Origin of the sequence: Allobosea caraganae (genome assembly GCF_003351345.1) — a bacterium.
Taxonomy (GTDB): Bacteria; Pseudomonadota; Alphaproteobacteria; order Rhizobiales; family Beijerinckiaceae; genus Allobosea; species Allobosea caraganae.
Window position 1 is genome coordinate 167,394 of the sequence record NZ_QQTO01000020.1, and the last position, 18,080, is coordinate 185,473.

Annotated in this window: 14 protein-coding genes and 1 pseudogene; 10 read left to right on the plus strand and 5 right to left on the minus strand. The window is 67.4% G+C overall.

The window, feature by feature from the left end:
* Positions 1–52 precede the first annotated feature (52 nt).
* From DWF00_RS13800 to hflX, 6 genes are all read left to right on the plus strand, one after another.
* On the plus strand, positions 53–1,147 hold the full coding sequence (locus tag DWF00_RS13800) for a two-component system sensor histidine kinase NtrB (protein ID WP_114832059.1): 1,095 nt from the start codon (positions 53–55) through the stop codon (positions 1,145–1,147).
* Between the two features lie 25 nt (positions 1,148–1,172).
* Entirely contained in the window at positions 1,173–2,624 is a 1,452-nt protein-coding gene (gene ntrC / locus DWF00_RS13805; protein ID WP_114832037.1) for a nitrogen regulation protein NR(I), read from the plus strand.
* Between the two features lie 180 nt (positions 2,625–2,804).
* Positions 2,805–5,078, plus strand: a complete 2,274-nt coding sequence (locus DWF00_RS13810) for a sensor histidine kinase NtrY-like (RefSeq protein ID WP_114832036.1) — start codon at positions 2,805–2,807, stop codon at positions 5,076–5,078.
* Positions 5,075–6,442 carry a nitrogen assimilation response regulator NtrX gene (gene ntrX, locus DWF00_RS13815; protein WP_114832035.1) on the plus strand — a complete coding sequence of 456 codons (1,368 nt, stop codon included), beginning with the start codon at positions 5,075–5,077 and terminating at the stop codon, positions 6,440–6,442. Before DWF00_RS13810 ends, ntrX begins: the two co-directional genes overlap by 4 nt.
* Before the next feature lie 254 nt (positions 6,443–6,696).
* Complete coding sequence (gene hfq, locus DWF00_RS13820) at positions 6,697–6,945, plus strand: RNA chaperone Hfq (protein ID WP_114832034.1); 249 nt, start codon at positions 6,697–6,699, stop codon at positions 6,943–6,945.
* Positions 6,946–6,948: 3 nt separating this feature from the next.
* Positions 6,949–8,343 carry a GTPase HflX gene (gene hflX / locus DWF00_RS13825; protein ID WP_114832033.1) on the plus strand — a complete coding sequence of 465 codons (1,395 nt, stop codon included), beginning with the start codon at positions 6,949–6,951 and terminating at the stop codon, positions 8,341–8,343.
* Here the strand turns inward: hflX and mazG are convergent.
* Complete coding sequence (gene mazG / locus DWF00_RS13830) at positions 8,340–9,176, minus strand: nucleoside triphosphate pyrophosphohydrolase (RefSeq protein ID WP_114832032.1); 837 nt, start codon at positions 9,174–9,176, stop codon at positions 8,340–8,342. The two genes, hflX and mazG, sit on opposite strands and share 4 nt — an antisense overlap.
* Before the next feature lie 96 nt (positions 9,177–9,272).
* Between mazG and arfB the strand changes: the two genes are divergently transcribed.
* Both arfB and DWF00_RS13840 read left to right on the plus strand, forming a co-directional pair.
* On the plus strand, positions 9,273–9,692 hold the full coding sequence (gene arfB, locus DWF00_RS13835) for an alternative ribosome rescue aminoacyl-tRNA hydrolase ArfB (protein ID WP_114832031.1): 420 nt from the start codon (positions 9,273–9,275) through the stop codon (positions 9,690–9,692).
* A 2-nt stretch (positions 9,693–9,694) separates the two neighbouring features.
* Complete coding sequence (locus DWF00_RS13840; protein ID WP_245973892.1) at positions 9,695–10,267, plus strand: regulatory protein RecX; 573 nt, start codon at positions 9,695–9,697, stop codon at positions 10,265–10,267.
* A gap of 5 nt (positions 10,268–10,272) precedes the next feature.
* Here the strand turns inward: DWF00_RS13840 and DWF00_RS13845 are convergent, their stop codons facing one another.
* On the minus strand, positions 10,273–11,253 hold the full coding sequence (locus DWF00_RS13845) for a Bug family tripartite tricarboxylate transporter substrate binding protein (protein ID WP_114832030.1): 981 nt from the start codon (positions 11,251–11,253) through the stop codon (positions 10,273–10,275).
* A 182-nt stretch (positions 11,254–11,435) separates the two neighbouring features.
* Here DWF00_RS13845 and DWF00_RS13850 point away from each other — a divergent pair, with 182 nt between their 5' ends.
* Both DWF00_RS13850 and DWF00_RS13855 read left to right on the plus strand, forming a co-directional pair.
* The gene (locus tag DWF00_RS13850) at positions 11,436–11,933 is read left to right on the plus strand and encodes a class I SAM-dependent methyltransferase (protein WP_114832029.1); all 498 of its coding nucleotides are present in this window, start codon (positions 11,436–11,438) and stop codon (positions 11,931–11,933) included.
* Positions 11,934–12,087: 154 nt separating this feature from the next.
* Positions 12,088–12,993 (plus strand): S1C family serine protease, encoded by a 906-nt coding sequence (locus DWF00_RS13855; protein ID WP_114832028.1) that lies wholly within the window; start codon positions 12,088–12,090, stop codon positions 12,991–12,993.
* A 133-nt stretch (positions 12,994–13,126) separates the two neighbouring features.
* Here the strand turns inward: DWF00_RS13855 and DWF00_RS13860 are convergent.
* From DWF00_RS13860 to DWF00_RS13870, 3 genes and pseudogenes are all read right to left on the minus strand, one after another.
* Positions 13,127–13,336, minus strand: a pseudogene (locus DWF00_RS13860) (aldehyde dehydrogenase); the annotation flags it as partial.
* Between the two features lie 42 nt (positions 13,337–13,378).
* Complete coding sequence (gene fdhF, locus DWF00_RS13865) at positions 13,379–16,153, minus strand: formate dehydrogenase subunit alpha (protein WP_114832027.1); 2,775 nt, start codon at positions 16,151–16,153, stop codon at positions 13,379–13,381.
* Positions 16,150–17,868 carry an NAD(P)H-dependent oxidoreductase subunit E gene (locus DWF00_RS13870; protein ID WP_114832026.1) on the minus strand — a complete coding sequence of 573 codons (1,719 nt, stop codon included), beginning with the start codon at positions 17,866–17,868 and terminating at the stop codon, positions 16,150–16,152. Before DWF00_RS13870 ends, fdhF begins: the two co-directional genes overlap by 4 nt.
* Positions 17,869–18,080 lie beyond the last annotated feature (212 nt).

The window sequence follows — 18,080 nt, forward strand, 5'->3', positions numbered from 1 at the left end:
GCGTATGACGATGGCGTTCATCGATGCCGCCGATGAGGCGCGGGGAGGGCTGATGCTCGATCCGATCGAACTGCAAGCCCTGCACGTGCTGCCCATGCCGGTCCTCATCATCGGCGATGGGCACGGCGTGCTCTATGCCAACACCGCGGCCGAGGACTTCTTCCAGTCCAGCGCGGTCGTGTTAAAGCGCCAGCGCCTCGACGACCTGATCGCCTTCGGCTCGCCGGTCCTGGCGCTGGTCGAGGAGGTGCAGCGCCGCGGCGCCAGCGTCAGCGAGTACCGGCTCGACCTCGGCTCGCCCCGTCTCGGCAGCGAGCGCATCGTCGATGTTTTTGCCTCTCCCTTGCCCAATCAGGGCGAGGCGGTCGTTCTTATGCTGCAAGAACGGACAATTGCGGAAAAAATGGACAGGCAGTTGACGCATAGAGGAGCAGCCCGCTCGATTACTGCGCTCGGCGCCATGCTGGCCCACGAGATCAAGAACCCGCTTTCCGGCATTCGCGGCGCGGCGCAGCTGCTGGAGGCGTCCGTGCCCGACAGCGAACGCATCCTGACGCAATTGATCTGCGACGAGACCGACCGCATCGTCAAACTCGTCGAACGGGTCGAGCTCTTTGGCGACGAGCGTCCGAGCGAGCGAGGCGCTGTCAACGTCCATGACGTGCTCGACCATGTGAAGCGCCTGGCCCAGTCCGGCTTCGCCCGCCATATCCGCTTCAACGAGGTCTACGACCCGTCCCTGCCGCCGGTGGCCGGCAATCGCGACCAGCTGGTCCAGGTGCTGCTCAACCTGGTCAAGAACGCGGCCGAAGCCATTGGCGAACATGCGATCGATGGCGAGATCATGCTGACGACGGCCTACCGTCCGGGCATCCGCATGCAGCTCGCCGGCTCGTCGGGCCGGATCGCGCTGCCGCTCGAAATCGGCATCCGCGACAACGGCCCCGGCGTGCCCGCCGACATCCTCTCGCACCTGTTCGACCCCTTCGTCACGACCAAGGCCCAGGGCAGTGGCCTTGGACTTGCACTCGTTGCCAAGGTGATCGGCGATCACGGCGGAATCGTCGAATGCGAGTCGGTGCCTCGGCGCACGACGTTTCGAATTCTTCTGCCATTGCATGAGGCTCGGTCCACCCGGATCGGCTGAGAACGAAGGCCTGGGACAAGATTGAATGCCAAGCGGTAACATTCTCATCGCCGACGACGACGCCGCGATCCGTACGGTGCTCAATCAGGCCCTCGCCAGGGCGGGTTACGAGGTGCGCACCACCGGGCAGGCGGCGACGCTCTGGACCTGGGCGGCGCAGGGGCTCGGCGACCTGATCATCACCGACGTCGTGATGCCGGACGGCAACGCCTTCGACCTGCTGCCGCGCATCAAGCGCGTCAGGCCGGAGCTGCCGATCATCGTGATGAGCGCGCAGAACACGTTCATGACGGCGATCAAGGCCTCCGAGCGCGGCGCCTACGAGTATCTGCCCAAGCCCTTCGACCTGAAGGAGCTCGTCGCCATCGTCGGGCGCGCGCTGTCGCGGCCGCGCGGCGACGGTGGGCGCGCTGCTGCCGCGGCCGAGCCGGACGATATCCCGCTGATCGGCCGCTCGCCGGCGATGCAGGACGTCTACCGGGCGCTGGCGCGGCTGATGCCGATCGACCTCACCGTGATGATCAACGGCGAGTCGGGCACCGGCAAGGAGCTGGTGGCGCGCGCGCTGCACGACTACGGCAAGCGCCGCAACGGCCCCTTCGTCGCGATCAACATGGCCGCGATCCCGAAGGACCTGATCGAATCCGAGCTGTTCGGCCATGAGAAGGGCGCCTTCACCGGCGCGCTGACCCGCTCGTCCGGCCGCTTCGAGCAGGCCGAGGGCGGCACGCTCTTCCTCGACGAGATCGGCGACATGCCGATGGAGGCGCAGACCAGGCTGCTGCGCGTGCTGCAGCAGGGTGAGTACACCACGGTCGGCGGACGCACCCCGATCAAGACCAATGTCCGCATCGTCGCCGCGACCAACAAGGACCTGCGCATCTCGATCGCGCAGGGGCTGTTCCGCGAGGACCTGTTCTTCCGCCTGAACGTGGTGCCGATCCGCCTGCCGCCGCTGCGCGAGCGAGTCGAGGACATTCCGGACCTCGTCAGGCACTTCTTCTCGCTGGTCGAGAAGGAGGGGCTGCCGCGCAAGCAGATCGATTCGGAAGCGATGGACGTGATGCGGCGCTATCGCTGGCCCGGCAACGTCCGCGAGCTGGAGAACCTCGTCCGCCGCCTGGCCGCGCTCTATCCGCAGGAGACGATCACCGCCCCGATCGTCGAGGCCGAGCTGCAGCCGGCCTCCTCCGCCTCGAGCTTCTCGAGCAGCCCCGGCCCGGAGCGGGCCGAGACGCTGTCGGGCTCGGTCGAGCGCCATCTCAACCAGTATTTCGGCGGGTTCGGCGACAATATCCCGCCGCCCGGCCTCTATCACCGCATCCTGCGCGAGGTCGAGCCGCCCTTGATCGCTGCTGCGCTGGCGGCGACGCGGGGCAATCAGATCCGCGCGGCCGAGCTGCTCGGGCTCAATCGCAACACGCTGCGCAAGAAGATTCGCGAGCTCGACATGCAGGTGGTGCGCTCGCCGCGCTGAGCCGTCTCTCGATCAAGCTCTCGTCGCAAACGTGCGTCCCACGTTTGCGGAACACGCTTTGCTGCGAAATAGGGCGGCTCCGCCTTTCATACGTCACATTTTGACAACACCGTTGCGGCGGCGCATCAGTGACGCGCCCGTCCGGCACCCGCCGGCCTGCAATGGAGTTGTTGGCATCTCGTGACCGCCTCGATCAGCGACATCAGGATCACGCCGCGCGGCGAGGATCCGCCGCGCCGCGTGTCGGGGTGGATCGGCGCCTTCGTCGTCGTGTTCGCGCTCGTCTCGGCGCTGGTGACCTTCCTCGTCCTGTCGGGCTCGACGCCGATCGTGCCGGTGCACGAGGTCGTCATCGGCGTCTTCGTCCTCAACGGCCTGCTGATCCTGGCGCTGCTGATCATCGTCGCCTTCGAGACGGCGGTGCTGATTCGGGCGCGCCGGGCCGGAGCGGCTGCGGCCGGGCTGCACGTCCGCATCGTCGGCCTGTTCAGCATCATCGCGGCACTGCCCGCAGTGCTGGTCGCGGTCATCGCCACGGTGACGATCGAGCGCGGGCTGGAGCCCTGGTTCTCCGACCGGATGCGCGACGCGATCTTCAAATCGGTCGAGGTCGCCGATGCCTATGCCGCCGCCCAGTGCCAGTCGCTCGGCCGCGAGATCCGCATCCTCTCCGACGATCTCGGCCGGGCCAAGCCCGCCTTCGACGTCGACCGCAAATGGTTCGAGACCTTCCTGACGGCCCGCGCCACGGCTCTGGGGCTGCCGGTCGCCGCCGTGATGCGCCCGCCGGACACGGTTGTGGTCCGCGCCAATATCGACGTGCTGCGCGATGCGCCCAAGCCCGACAAGGCGACCTTCGAAGACGCCAGCGCGTCGCCGGAGCCGATCTGCGTGCTGCCAGCGTCCGGGCGCATCTTCGGCGCGCTGGTGAAGCTGCCGCCCTATGACGGCTTCCTGTTCGTTGCGCGCGAGGTGAACCCGCTTGCGGTCGAGTTCCCGGCGGTGGCGCGCGGGGCGGCGGTCGAATACCTCTCGATCGACGCGCGCCGGAAGGGCGTGCAGATCGCCTTCGCCTCGATGTACGCGCTGATCGCGGTCATCCTGCTGCTCTCGGCGATCTGGCTCGGCTTGAGCTTCGCCAATGCACTGGTTGCGCCGATCCGGCGGATGATCCACGCGACCGACCAGGTCTCCAGCGGCAATTTCTACGTCCAGGTGCCGATCCGACGATCCGAGGGCGATCTCGCCCATCTCGGCGAGACCTTCAACAAGATGACGGCCGAGCTGCGTCGACAGCGCGACGGGCTGGTCACTGCCAGCGAAGTCATCGACCGACGACGACGATTCACCGAGACCGTGCTCTCCGGCGTTTCCTCCGGCGTGCTCAGCCTCGATGGCGACGGCCACGTCACCATCATCAACCGCTCGGCCGAGGCCCTGCTCGGCACCGGCGGGCGGCTGCTCGGCGAGCCGATCGCGCAGGTCGCGCCCGAGATCGCCGAATTCGTCGCCGATGCACTGCACAACCGCCAGCGCCAGAGCTCAGGCCAGATCGCGATCACGCGCAGCGGCCACGACCGCATGGTCAACGTCCGCGCCGTGCGCGAAGGCGAGGGGGCCGGAGCCGGGCTCGTCGTCACGCTCGACGACATCACCGACCTCGTCTCGGCGCAGCGCACCGCCGCCTGGGCCGATGTCGCCAGGCGCATCGCGCATGAGATCAAGAACCCGCTGACGCCGATCCAGCTTTCGGCCGAGCGCATCAGACGCAAGTTCGGCCGCGTCATCATCGAGGACAAGGACATCTTCGAGCAGTGCACGGCGACGATCGTGCGCCAGGTCGAGGACATCCGCCGCATGGTCGACGAATTCTCCTCCTTCGCGCGGATGCCGAAGCCGACGCTGGAGCGCGAGGACATCGTCGAGACGGTGCGCCAGATCGTCTTCCTGATGCGGGTCGGCAATCCCGAGCTGACCATCTCGGAGAACTTGCCCGCGACGCCGGTGCCGGCGCAGTTCGACCGGCGGCTGATGTCGCAGGCGCTGACCAACGTCATCAAGAACGCTTCCGAGGCGATCGCGGCCGTGCCGATGGACGAGCGCGGCCCGGGACGGATCGAGGTCGCCTTCCAGCGGCGCGACGACGGCATGATCGTCATCGACGTCATCGACAACGGCAAGGGCCTGCCGGCCGACCAGCGCCAGAAGCTGCTGGAGCCCTACATGACCACCCGCGAGGGCGGCACGGGGCTGGGCCTGGCCATCGTCGGCAAGATCCTCGAGGACCATGGCGGCGGCATCGAGCTGCTCGACCGGCCGGACGCGCAGGACGGCACGCGCGGCGCCCGGATCAGGCTGTGGTTCCCCGAGGCTGGACCGCCGGACGTGCTTGCCGCGGTCGATCGCGACATATCCGAAGCTTTCAAGGACAATAACAACAGGACCCAGGAATGAGCGCTGATATTCTGGTCGTCGATGACGAAGCCGACATCCGCGAACTCGTGGCCGGACTGCTGGAGGACGAGGGCTATCGCACCCGCAAGGCCGGCTCCGCCGACGAGGCGCTGACGGCGATCGCCGCACGCCGCCCCAACCTCGTCTTCCTCGACATCTGGCTGCAGGGCAGCCGGCTCGACGGGCTGCAGGTTCTCGACCTGATCAAGGAGAGCCATCCCGACCTCGCGGTGGTGATGATCTCGGGCCACGGCAACATCGAGACCGCCGTCTCCGCCATCAAGAGCGGCGCCTACGACTTCATCGAGAAGCCGTTCAAGGCCGACCGGCTGGTGCTGGTGGCCGAGCGGGCGCTCGAAGCCTCCAGGCTGCGGCGCGAGGTGCGCGAGCTCAAGACGCGCTCGACGCAGGCGAGCCGGATCGTCGGCAAGTCGACCGTGGTCAACCAGCTGCGCCAGACCATCGACCGGGTGGCGCCGACCAATGCGCGGGTGCTGATCACCGGCGAGCCGGGCTGCGGCAAGGAATTGGCGGCGCGCACGCTGCACGAGGCCTCGAGCCGCGCCACGGGGCCTTTCGTCGTCATCAACGCGGCGACGATCACGCCCGAGACGATGGAGGAGGAGCTCTTCGGCATCGAGGGCACCGACGGGCGCTCGCGCCGGGTCGGCGCGCTGGAGGAGGCGCATGGCGGCTCGCTCTATATCGACGAGATCGGCGACATGCCGCGCGAGACGCAGAACCGCATCCTGCGCGTGCTGGTCGACCAGAACTTCCAGCGCGTCGGCGGGGCGACGCGGGTGCATGTCGACGTCCGCATCATCTCCTCGACCAGCCGCAACCTGGCCCAGCTGATCGCTGACGGGACCTTCCGCGAAGACCTCTACCACCGGCTCAGCGTCGTGCCGGTCAAGGTGCCGTCGCTGTCGGAGCGGCGCGAGGACGTGCCTGAGCTGATCGAGTTCTTCATGGACCAGATCTCGGTCGCGACCGGCCTGCCTAAGCGGCGCATCGGCGGCGACGCCATGGCCGTCCTGCAATCGCACGAATGGCCGGGCAACGTCCGCGAGCTGCGCAACAACGTCGAGCGGCTGATGATCCTGACCAAGGGCGATCCCACGGCGGACATCACGATCGAGATGCTGCCGGCCGAGGTCGGCGCCATGGTGCCGACGACGCCGTCCGGCTCCGGCGGCGAGCGGCTGATGAGCCTGCCGCTGCGGGACGCGCGCGAGATCTTCGAGCGCGAGTACCTCATCGCCCAGATCGCGCGCTTCTCTGGAAACATCTCGCGAACGGCCGAATTCATCGGCATGGAGCGCTCGGCGCTGCACCGCAAACTGAAATCGCTGGGGGTCGGCTAAGGCCGACTCATCCCGGGGGAAACCTCAAAAAGGGCCGGGCGTGGCCGGGAAGTTGCAGGGGCAGGCACGGCTTGCATGTGCGCTTGCATACAACGCGGGGCTTGCGGCGGTATATGCGCATCGAGCCTCTTGCATTGCACCCTAAGCCGACGATCTAATGCACCATCGGTGTTCCGACATGTCGCGACGACTGAACGGAACGAACTGGATCGCTAGCGCAACCCGACACGCGATCCCAACAACAGGGGCTGAACATGGCCGCAGAGCGGGCGCAAAATCTTCAAGACACTTTCCTCAATCATGTCCGCAAGCAGAAAATCCCCCTGACGATCTTCCTCGTCAATGGCGTGAAGCTGCAGGGCGTCGTGACCTGGTTCGATAATTTCTGTGTGCTTTTGCGCCGGGACGGGCACTCGCAGCTCGTCTACAAGCACGCGATCTCGACGATCATGCCTGGCCATCCGGTCCAGCTCTTCGAGCCCGAGGATACGGACAAGGTCTGAGCCGTGGGCGGCCGCTCGCGAGCGGACGATGCCCCGGCCGCGGTGAAGCCGCTCGACGAGATCGAGCGCGACATCGCGGCCAACACCCGCGCCTTCGTCATCGGGCCCTATGTGCAGGCCCGCGCTGCCGGCAAGGTAGGGCTGGATGCGAATCAACGCTCCTTCGCGGCGCGGCTGGACGAGGCTGTAGGCCTTGCGGCGGCAATCGACCTCGACGTGGTCGAGGCGATCCAGGCGCTGCTCTCGGCGCTCCGGCCCGCGACCTATCTCGGCAAGGGCAAGGTCGAGGAGATCGCCGAGCGCATCACGCTCGAGGAGATCGGCCTCGTCGTGATGGATTGCGCGCTCTCGCCGGTGCAGCAGCGCAATCTCGAAAAGGCCTGGGGCTGCAAGGTCATCGACCGGACCGGGTTGATTCTAGAGATCTTCGGCCGGCGCGCCCGCACCAAGGAGGGTGCGCTTCAGGTCGAATTGGCGCATCTCAACTACCAGAAGAGCCGGCTGGTACGATCCTGGACCCATCTTGAGCGCCAGCGCGGCGGCTTCGGCTTCCTCGGCGGCCCGGGCGAGACCCAGATCGAGGCCGACCGGCGCGTCATCCAGGAACGGATGACCAAGATCGAGCGCGATCTCGACACGGTCAAGCGCACCCGCTCGCTGCATCGCCAAAGCCGCAAACGCGTGCCTTATCCGGTGGTTGCACTGGTCGGCTACACCAATGCCGGCAAATCGACGCTGTTCAATCGTCTAACCTCGGCCGACGTGCTGGCGCAGGACATGCTCTTCGCCACGCTCGATCCGACGGCGCGCGCGATCAAGCTGCCGCATGGCGCCCGCATCATGCTCTCCGACACGGTCGGCTTCATCTCGGACCTGCCGATGCAGCTCGTCGCCGCCTTTCGGGCGACGCTGGAAGATGCGATCGAGGCCGACGTGCTGCTGCACGTGCGCGACCTCGCCCATGACGACACGCAGGCGCAGGCTGCCGACGTGCAGGCGATCCTGCGCGACCTCGGCATCGATCCGGAAGACGGCCAGCGCGTCGTCGAGGTCTGGAACAAGGCCGATCTGCTCGACGCAGCCGAGCACGACCGTCAGATCGGCCTGGCCGAGCTCAAGCCCGAGGTCTCGCGGCCCGTCCTGGTCTCGGCCCTGACCGGCGAAGGCATGGCGCGGCTGACCGACGCGATCGAGGCCCGCATCGCCCGCAGCCGGCCGGTCTATGCGCTCAGGCTCGACCCCGGCGACGGCAAGTCGCTGGCCTGGCTTCACGCCAATGGCGAGATCCTCGAACGCGAGGATGGCGAGGACGGTGCGCTCGCCCTGATCGTGCGGCTGCCGCCGGAGCGCGAAGGGGCCTTTGGCGCGCGCTTTCCGCAGGCCGAGCGGCGGAACTAGGCTCCGGCCTTCTCGTCCCGTTTTACCGCCTGCCAGAGCGCTTCCAGCTCATCGAGCGTCGCATCCCTGGCCTGACGATCCTCCGCCGCGAGTTTCTGCTCGATCCCCCTGAAGCGCCGTTCGAATTTCGTGTTGGCCGCGGCCAGGCAGCCCTCGGGATCGGCATCGACATGCCGCGCCAGATTGGCCACGACGAAGAGCAGGTCGCCGATCTCCTCCCTGATCGCCGCCTTGTCGCCGGAGGCGAGCGCTTCGTCGATCTCGGCCGTCTCCTCGCGGATCTTGTCGAGCACCAGCCGGGCGTCGTTCCAGTCGAAGCCGACGGTCGAGGCCTTGGCCTGGAGCTTCCAGGCGCGGGTAAGGGCAGGCAGTGCATGGGTCACACCAGCGAGCACGCCTTTGTCCTCCTCCGCCATGGGGACGCCAGCGGCGCGATGGGCCTCGGCCTTGTCGGCCTTTTCCTGCGCTTTGATGCGGTGCCAGAGCGCCTTGACCTCGTTGGGCGAGAGGTCGCGGGCGTCGCCGAAGACATGCGGGTGGCGGCGGATCAGCTTGGCGGTGATCGCCTCGACCACGTCTGGGAAGGCGAAAGAACCCTCCTCCTCGGCCATGCGGGAATGGAAGACCACCTGCAGCAGCAGGTCGCCGAGCTCGTCCTTGAGGTCGAGCTTATCGCCGCGCGCGATCGCATCGGCGACCTCATAGGCCTCCTCGACCGTATAGGGCGCGATGCTCGCGAAATCCTGCTCCAGGTCCCAAGGGCAACCGGTTCCCGGCGTGCGCAAGGCCGCCATGATCTCGATCAGCCGGGCGATGTCGCGCGAGGGTTTCAACGCTGGAATTCTCCGTCAGGTGGACTTTTCCTCTGACGCATTTTCTTCACGCGAACCGGTGCCCACTTCGCTCGAAAATGCTTTAGCGTTCCTCCCATGATTCAAGTGACCCCGTCCATTGCCATCGACGAAAGCGAGATCGAGGAGAGCTTCGTGCGCGCCTCCGGTCCGGGGGGGCAGCACGTCAACAAGGTCTCAAGCGCGGTGCAGCTCAAGTTCGACGCGCGCCGCTCGCCGGGGCTGCCGAACGACGTCGCGATCCGGCTGATGAAGCTCGCCGGCAGCCGGCTGACCCTGGATGGCGTCATCGTCATCGTGGCGCAGGCACAGCGCAGCCAGAAGCGCAATCGCGAGGAGGCGCTGGAGCGGCTGCTCGAGCTGATCCGGCAGGCCGCAGTGCGCCCGCAGATCCGTCGCCCGACCAAGCCGACCAAGGCCTCGAAGGAAAGGCGCCTCGCGTCGAAGGACAAGCGCTCCTCAGTCAAATCCGGCCGATCCAAGCCCGGGATGGATTGAGGGTGGTCGTTGACCCATCGCCTCCGGCCCAGCGGGAAGGCCGACCGGCGCGCAAGCCACCGCGCCGCATCAGCGCCGACTATCTCCAGCGCGCGGCGATGCATTATCTCGAACGCTATTCCGCGCCGGCTGCGCAGCTTCGCCGGGTGCTCCAGCGCAAGGTCATCCTGAGCTGCCGCCATCATGGCGACGAGCCCGAGCGCTTCGCCGCCATGCTCGACGATGTCGTGGCGCGCTGCGTCTCGTCCGGGCTGGTCGACGACCGGCGCTTTGCCGAGGCGAGGGCGGCAAGCTTGCGCCGCAGGGGTGGTTCGGCCCGCGCCATCGCCGCCAAGCTGAGCGCGAAGGGTGTCGAGCGGGGGCTGGTGGAGGAGGCGAGCCAGAATACTGCAGACCAGGAGCTGGCGGCTGCGCAGCTTGCCGCTCGTCGCAAGCGGCTCGGGCCGTGGAGCCGCGGCGACCGGGCGGCGGATCGTCAGAAGCACCTTGCCGCGTTGGCGCGGGCCGGCTTCTCGATGACGGTCGCCCGCGCCGTGATCGACGACGCGGGCGAGGACGAAGCGTCCGCAGAATAGGCTACTCAGTCGAGCCGGACATTGGCGTCGTTGACGACCTTGCCCCAGCGGGCGACCTCGGCGGTGACGAACTTGGCGAAGTCCGGCCCGTAGATCGTTGGGATCACTGAGCCATTCTTCTTCCAGGCTTCGGCGATCATCGGCGCCTTCAAGGCCTTCTCAACCTCGGCGCGCATGCGGGCGACGATCTCGGGCGGCGTGTTCTTTGGCGCCCAGAGCGCATACCAGGTCGCGACCTCGTAGCCGTCGAGCCCGGCCTCCTTGGCGGTCGGCACGTCGGGGATCGCATCCGAGCGCGTGGCGGCCGCCACGGCGATGCCGCGCAGGGCGCCGCTCTGGATCTGCGGGGCGGACGAGCCGAGCCCGTCGAACATCATGTCGACCTGGCCGGCGACGAGGTCCTGCAGGGCAGGGCCGGCGCCGCGGTAGGGGACGTGGGTGATGCCGGTCTTGGTCTGGAGCTTGAACAGCTCGCCGGCGAGATGATGCGTCGTGCCGTTGCCGGCCGAGGCGTAGTTGAGCTTGTCCGGGTTCTTCTTGGCGAAGTCGATCAGCTCGGCCAGCGTCGTTGCCTTCACTTTGCCGGGATGGACGACGATGACTTGCGGCGGCTGGGCGATGACGCCGATCGGGATGAAGTCGGTCTCGATATTATAGTCGAGCTTGGGGTAGAGCGCCGGCGCGATGGCGTGGTGGGCGGCGCCGACAAAGAAGGCGTAGCCGTCCGGCGCCATCTTGGCCGCAGCCGAGGCGCCGACCGTGCCGCCGGCGCCGCCGCGATTGTCGATGATGATGCGCTGGCCGAGCTGCTGCTCGAGCTGCGCCGCGATCGGCCTGGCGAAGGCGTCGGTGCCGCCGCCGGCGGGGAAGGGCACCACGAAGGTGATCGGCCGCTGCGGCCAGCTCTGCGCCTGGGCAGCCTCTCCGGCCGCGATACCTAACCCTACGGCAAGCGACAGGGCCGTGAGCCAACTCGTCTTAATCATGACAGCTATTCCTCCCTTGGAATGAAGAAGCGCAGGCTCTTGGCGGCCCTGGCGATCTCGCGATGCAGCATTTCGCATATGATGGAAAGGATTAGGGCATTCGCCTCATGACTTGGCAAGTTGCCCCTTCGACTGATCCCGGCCCGTTGACAGGGGCCGCCGGGCCGGAGATCACAGGTGACATGAGCCGTCTCGACAGCTTCATCCGCCGCCTCGAAGCCCAGCGCCTGGTCCTCAACTGGGCCGCGGCGGCGATCTCGGGCCGCGACGGGCTCGTGCTCGAACTCGGCCTCGGCAATGGCCGCACCTACGACCATTTGCGCGAGATCCTGCCGGGCAGGGCGATCCATGTCTTCGAGCGCAAGCTGTCGGTCAATCCGCGCTCGATGCCGCCGGACGACAGGCTGATGCTCGGCGACATGCGGGAGACGTTGCCGGAGTTCGGCTTGCGCCATGGCCGCGCGGCCGTGCTGGTCCATGTCGACGCCACGACCGGCGTGCCCGAGCGCGACCGGGTCGAACTGGCCTGGCTGCCCGGCCATGTCGCGGCGCTGGCGGCAGATGAGGCGCTGGTGCTCGCCGGCGCCGGGCTGGAGCATCCGCGCTTGCGGCCAGCGGCCTTGCCGGAGGGCGTGCCGGCCGGGCGCTATTTCGCATATCGGCGCGTGACCGAAGGCTGATAGCCTCAAGCCGCGCCGGCCGCCGTCGAACTCGTCATCGATGGCCCGGACCTTGCGGTGGCCGGGCAGGTTCATACCTACTAGCAAGCAGACCCGGCATCGGCCGGCCGGTGCGTCCGTCGCTGCGCGGGCCACGTCCTTTCAGGGTGGAACCATGACCATCGACTCGATCTTGCAGTCCATTGTGGGGGTCCGCTCCTCGATTCCGGACGACGCCTTCACCGCATCGGCGCTGGGCACCCGGCGGGAGGGCAGCGGCGTGGTCATTCGGGACAGCGGGCTCGTGCTGACGATCGGCTACCTGATCACGGAGGCGGAGGAGGTCTGGCTGACGACCCAGGCGGGACGCGTGGTTCCCGCTCACGCGCTGGCCTATGATCAGGAGACGGGATTCGGCCTGGTGCAGGCGCTCGACCGGCTCGACCTGCCCGCCGTGGAGTTCGGCGATGCGGCGGGGGCCAGAATAGGCGAACCGGTCGTGCTTGCCGACGGCATCGGCCAGGCCGTGCGCGGGCATATCGTGGCCAAGCAGGAATTCGCCGGCTACTGGGAGTATCTCCTGGACGAGGCGATCTTCATCGCCCCGGCGCATCCGTCATGGGGTGGGGCGGCGCTGATCGGCGCGGATGGCAAGCTCCTGGGCGTCGGCTCGCTTCACCTGCAAATGGGCCGTGGCGAGGAGGTCGCGGACATCAACATGATCGTGCCGATCGACCTGCTGCCGCCGATCCTGAACGACCTGCTCGCCCGGGGCCGGGTCGACAAGCCACCGCGCCCCTGGCTCGGCGCATTCTCGGCCGAGAACAATGGCCGGGTCGTGGTGATGAGCGTGGCCGAAGGCGGGCCAGCGGCCCAGGCGGGCCTGCGTCCCGGCGACATCATCTCGGACGTCCAGGACGGAGAGGTCGAAGGCCTCGCCGATTTCTACCGCAAGCTCTGGGCGAGCGGGCCAGCCGGATCGGAGGTCCCGATCCGGGTCGTTCGCGACGGCCGCGAGACGTGGCTGCGCGTGAAGTCGGCCGACCGCAGCAGCTTCCTCAGGAAGCCGCACCTTCAGTAGACGTGAAAGCCCGTTGCCGACCTTTGTGATCTTGTACGGTGAAGCAGGAATCTTGCCCGAGAGCCTGCCTCGGCGGCTTGAGGGCGCTGGAGTCGGATGCTTTCAGATGGCATCGCAAAGCGATCCCATCTGAAATCTGAATGGCGGCGTGCGCGGCAGCGAGCGCCGTTTCGACATCCGCGGCATCCGAACGGGCCATCTCGCAAAGCACCCGCCCGTTCACCGGCGAGGTGTTCTCGAAATACCTGCCCGATTTCGGCGCGAGCCATTTGCCGCCGACGAAGTTGTCATGGCGGGACGCAAACGGCATCTTGGCGGCGCGGGCGAGTTCCGGCTGCAACATGCCACGGCGGATCGCGGGCCAGCGGGTCTGGCCCGACCGCGGCTACTCGGCCGCGGTACTCAGCGGTTCCTCGACCGGCCGCGCCCTGACCGCGCAGAACTTGAACTCGGGAATCTTGCCCATCGGGTCGAGCGCCGGGTTGGTCAGCAGGTTGGCCGCGGCTTCCGCGTAGCAGAACGGCATGAAGATCATGTTCTGCGGCACGTCGCGGTCGGAGCGCACCTTGACGGCGATCGCGCCGCGGCGCGTCTCGAGCTGGACGAAGCCGCCCGGCACGAGGCCGAGCCGGCCGAGGTCGCGCGGCGACATCAGCGCCACCGCCTCAGGCTCGAGATCGTCGAGCACGCCGGCGCGTCGCGTCATCGAGCCGGTATGCCAATGCTCCAGCACGCGCCCGGTCGAGAGCACCATCGGGTACTCCTTGTCCGGCACCTCGTCCGGCGCCACGATATGGGCCGGCACGATCTTGGCGCGGCCGCTTTCGGTCGGGTAGCCCTGCGCGAAGATGATCTCGTTGCCGGGCTGGTCCGGGCCGTCGACCGGATAGGTCACCGCCCCCTCGCGCTCCAGCCGCTCCCAGGTGATGTTGTTGAAGGAGGGCATCACCAAGGCCATCTCGGCGAAGACGTTGGCCGGGCCGGCATAGCTCCAGTCGCAGCCCATGCGCCGGGCGATCTCCTGGATGATCCACAAGTCCTGCCTGGCGTCGCCCGGCGGCCGCACGACCTGGCGCGCCATCTGCACGCGCCTATCCGTGTTGGTGAAGGTGCCGACCTTCTCGGCGAAGGCCGAGGCCGGCAGCACGACATCGGCATGGAAGGCCGTCTCGGTCAGGAACAGGTCCTGCACGACGAGATGGTCGAGCTTGGCCAGCGCGCCGCGGGCATGGTTGAGGTCGGGGTCCGACATGGCCGGGTTCTCGCCCTCGATATACATGCCGGTGATCTCGCCGGCATGGATCGCGTTCATGATCTCGACGACGGTCAGACCCTTCTGCGGGTCGAGCGACTGGCCCCAGAGCGTCTCGAAGATGGCGCGGACCTCGGCCTTCTCGACCGACTGGTAGTCCGGATAGACCATCGGGATCAGGCCGGCATCGGACGCGCCCTGGACGTTGTTCTGGCCGCGTAGCGGATGCAGGCCGGTGCCGGGACGGCCGACCTGGCCGGTGACCATGGCGAGGGCGATCAGGCAGCGGGCATTGTCGGTGCCATGGATATGCTGGCTGATGCCCATGCCCCAGAAGATGATCGAGGCGCGCGAGCGGGCATAGGCGCGGGCGACCTCCTTCAACGTCTCGGCCGGGATGCCGCAGACGGCTTCCATCTTCTCCGGCGGGAAGGCCTGGATGCTCTCCTTCAGCCGCTCGTAGCCTTCCGTATAGCCGGCGATATATTGCTCGTCGGTCAGGCCCTCGGTGATGATCGTGTGCAGCAGCGCGTTCAGCATGGCGACGTCGCTGCCGGGCTTGAAGGCGAGGTGCTGCCAGGCATGGCGCGACAGCGCCTGCCGGCGCGGGTCCATGATGACGAGCTTGGCGCCCTTCTTCGTGGCGTTCTTGATGAAGGTCGCCGCGACCGGGTGGTTCACCGTCGGGTTGGCGCCGATGACGACGATGAGCTCGGCGTCGAGCGCGGCCGAGAACGGCGCGGTGACGGCGCCGGAATTGACGCCCTCCATCAGCGCCGCCACCGAAGAGGCGTGGCAGAGCCTGGTGCAATGGTCGACATTGTTCGAGCCGAAGCCGGTGCGCACCAGCTTCTGGAAGAGATAGGCCTCCTCGTTCGAGCCCTTGGCCGAGCCGAAGCCGGCGAGCGCCTTGCGGCCCTTTCCGTCTCGGATGCGCGATAGCCCCTTCGCGGCAAGGTCGAGCGCCTCGTCCCAGGAGGCCTCGCGGAAATGCGTCCAGGGATTGGCGGGATCGACCTGGTCGCGCGCGTCCTTCGGCATGTTCGGCAACCGCACCAGCGGCTTGGTCAGCCGGTGCGGATGGTGGATGTAGTCGAAGCCGAAGCGGCCCTTGACGCAGAGCCGGTTATGGTTGGCCGGCCCGTCGCGCCCCTCGGCATAGACGATCTCGTTGTCCTTGACGTTGTAGGTGACCTGGCAGCCGACGCCGCAATAAGGGCAAAGCGAATCGACCTTCTCGTCGGCCCAGACCGTGCGGGTCTGGTCGGCATCGAGGAAGGCCGAGGGCATCAGCGCCCCGGTCGGGCAGGCCTGGACGCATTCGCCGCAGGCGACGCAGCTCGACTGGCCCATCGGATCGTCGAAGTCGAAGACGATCTTGGTGCCGGCGCTGCGATAGGCCATGCCGATCACGTCGTTGACCTGGACCTCGCGGCAGGCGCGCACGCACAGGCCGCACTGGATGCAGGCGTCGAGATTGACGCTCATCGCCGTGTGGCTGACATCGGACTGCCAGCGCTGGACCGCCGGGAAGCGGCTCTCGGTCACGCCGGTCTTCTCGGCCCAGGTCCAGAATTTCGAGGTCGGGTCGTGCGAGGTCGCGCGCGCCGGCTGGTCGGCGACGAGCAGCTCCAGCACCATCTTGCGCGCCTTCTCCGCCCGCTCGGTCCCGGTATGGACCTTCATGCCGACGGTCGGCTTGCGCATGCAGGAGGCGGCGAGCACGCGCTCGCCCTCGATCTCGACCATGCAGGCGCGGCAGTTGCCGTCGGCGCGGTAGTCCGGCTCGGGCGAATAGCACAGATGCGGGATCGCCGTGCCCATCCGCTGAGCCACCTGCCAGATCGTCTCGCCATAGGCGGCCTCGACGCGCTCGCCGTTCAGTTCGAAGCTGATGCCCTGGGTCATTCCGCAGCTTCCTTCGTCATGAATTCCTCCGGGAAGTAACGCATCACGCAGGTCAATGGGTTCGACGCCGCCTGGCCGAGGCCGCAGATCGAGGCGTCGCGCATCGCCTGCGACAGCTCGCCGAGCAGTTCCTGGTTCCAGATCGGCCGCTGCATCAGCATGACCGCCTTCTGCGTGCCGACCCGGCAGGGCGTGCACTGGCCGCAGCTCTCATCTTCGAAGAAGCGCATCAGGTTCAGCGCCGCGCCGCGGATGTCGTCATTGTCGGAGAGCACCACGACCGCGGCCGAGCCGATGAAGCAGCCATGCTTCTCCAGCGTGCCGAAATCGAGCGGGATGTCGTCCATCGCAGCCGGCAGGATGCCGCCGGAGGCGCCGCCCGGCAGGTAGGCATGGAAGCGGTGGCCGTCCAGCATGCCGCCGCAGAACTCCTCGATCAGCTCGCGGATCGTCACGCCGGCCGGCGCCAGCTTGACGCCGGGCTGCTTGACCCGGCCGGAGACCGAATAGCTGCGCAAGCCGGTGCGGCCATTGCGGCCATGCGAATTCCACCAGCCATTGCCCTTCTCGACGATGTCGCGGATCCAGTAGAGCGTCTCGACATTGTTGATCAGCGTCGGCTGGTCGAAAAGCCCGACCTGGAACGGGTAGGGCGGCTTGTGCCGCGGCAGCCCGCGCTTGCCTTCCAGGCTTTCCAGCAGCGAGGATTCCTCACCGCAAATATAGGCGCCTGCGCCGCGCCGCAGATGGATATGGGGACCGCCGACCGGCAGCTTGGCGATCTCGCGCTCCAGGATCTCGCGCGCCACCGGATACTCGTCGCGAATGTAGATATAGACCTCGTCCGCCTCGACGACATGGGCGCCGATCAGCGTGCCTTCGAGGAAGCGGTGCGGGTCGGTCTGGAGATAGAGCCGATCCTTGAAGGTGCCGGGTTCGCCCTCGTCGCCGTTGACCGCCATCAGCCGCGGGCCGGGCTCGCCGCGCACCGCGCGCCATTTCCGCCCCGTTGGAAAGCCGGCGCCGCCGAGCCCGCGCAGGCCGGAATCGTCGAGCACCGCGAGGACCGACTCGATGCTGCGCTCGCCCGAGCGCAGGCTATCCAGCAGCGCATAGCCGCCGCCAGCGAGATAGGCGCGGTAGTCAATGTACTCATCCAGATGCGGATGGGTGTCCCTGGCCTCGATCGCGGCCTGCACCGTCTCGATCGTCGCCTCATGCAGGAAGTTGTGGCCGACCTCGGCGACGGGCGCGTGGTCGCAGAGACCGACGCAGGGCGCCCGCACCACGCGCACGCCGGCGCCAACCGTCGACTCCAGGCTCGCGAGCAGCTCCTCCGAATGGAACATCGCGCAGGTCAGGCTGTCGCAGACGCGCACCGTCAGCGGCGGGATGTCGGGCTCGCCCTCCTTCACGATGTCGAAATGGGCGTAGAAGGTCGCGGTCTCGAAGACCTCGGCGAAGGAGAGCCTCATCACCTCCGCCAAAGCGGCCAGATGCGCCGCCGAGATCTGGTGATAGCGGTCCTGGATCAGGTGCAGGTGCTCGATCAGCAGGTCGCGCCGGCGCGGGGCATCGCCGAGCAGCGCCTCTACCTCCTGCAGCGCGCCCGGCTCGATCTGCCGCCCTTTCGGCGTGGACTTGGCTCGCTTGCGGCCCAGCCCGGGATGCTCGAAGGGCTGAACGCTATGATTGTGATGCTCGTGCGCACTCATAGGCCGAACCGTTTCCTCGCTGGGCCGTCAAGCCCGCTAGCCTGCGGCCGTTGATCGCGCCGCTTGTGACGAGCAACGATATAGGAAAGATTCCAAACTGAAAACATCTGGCATGCGTAATGCCAGATATCGGCTGCGGCCGCCGTTTGGATCAGGCGGGTCGAACCCAGACGTTGACGCGTCGGCGACGAGAATGTCCGACATCCATCATC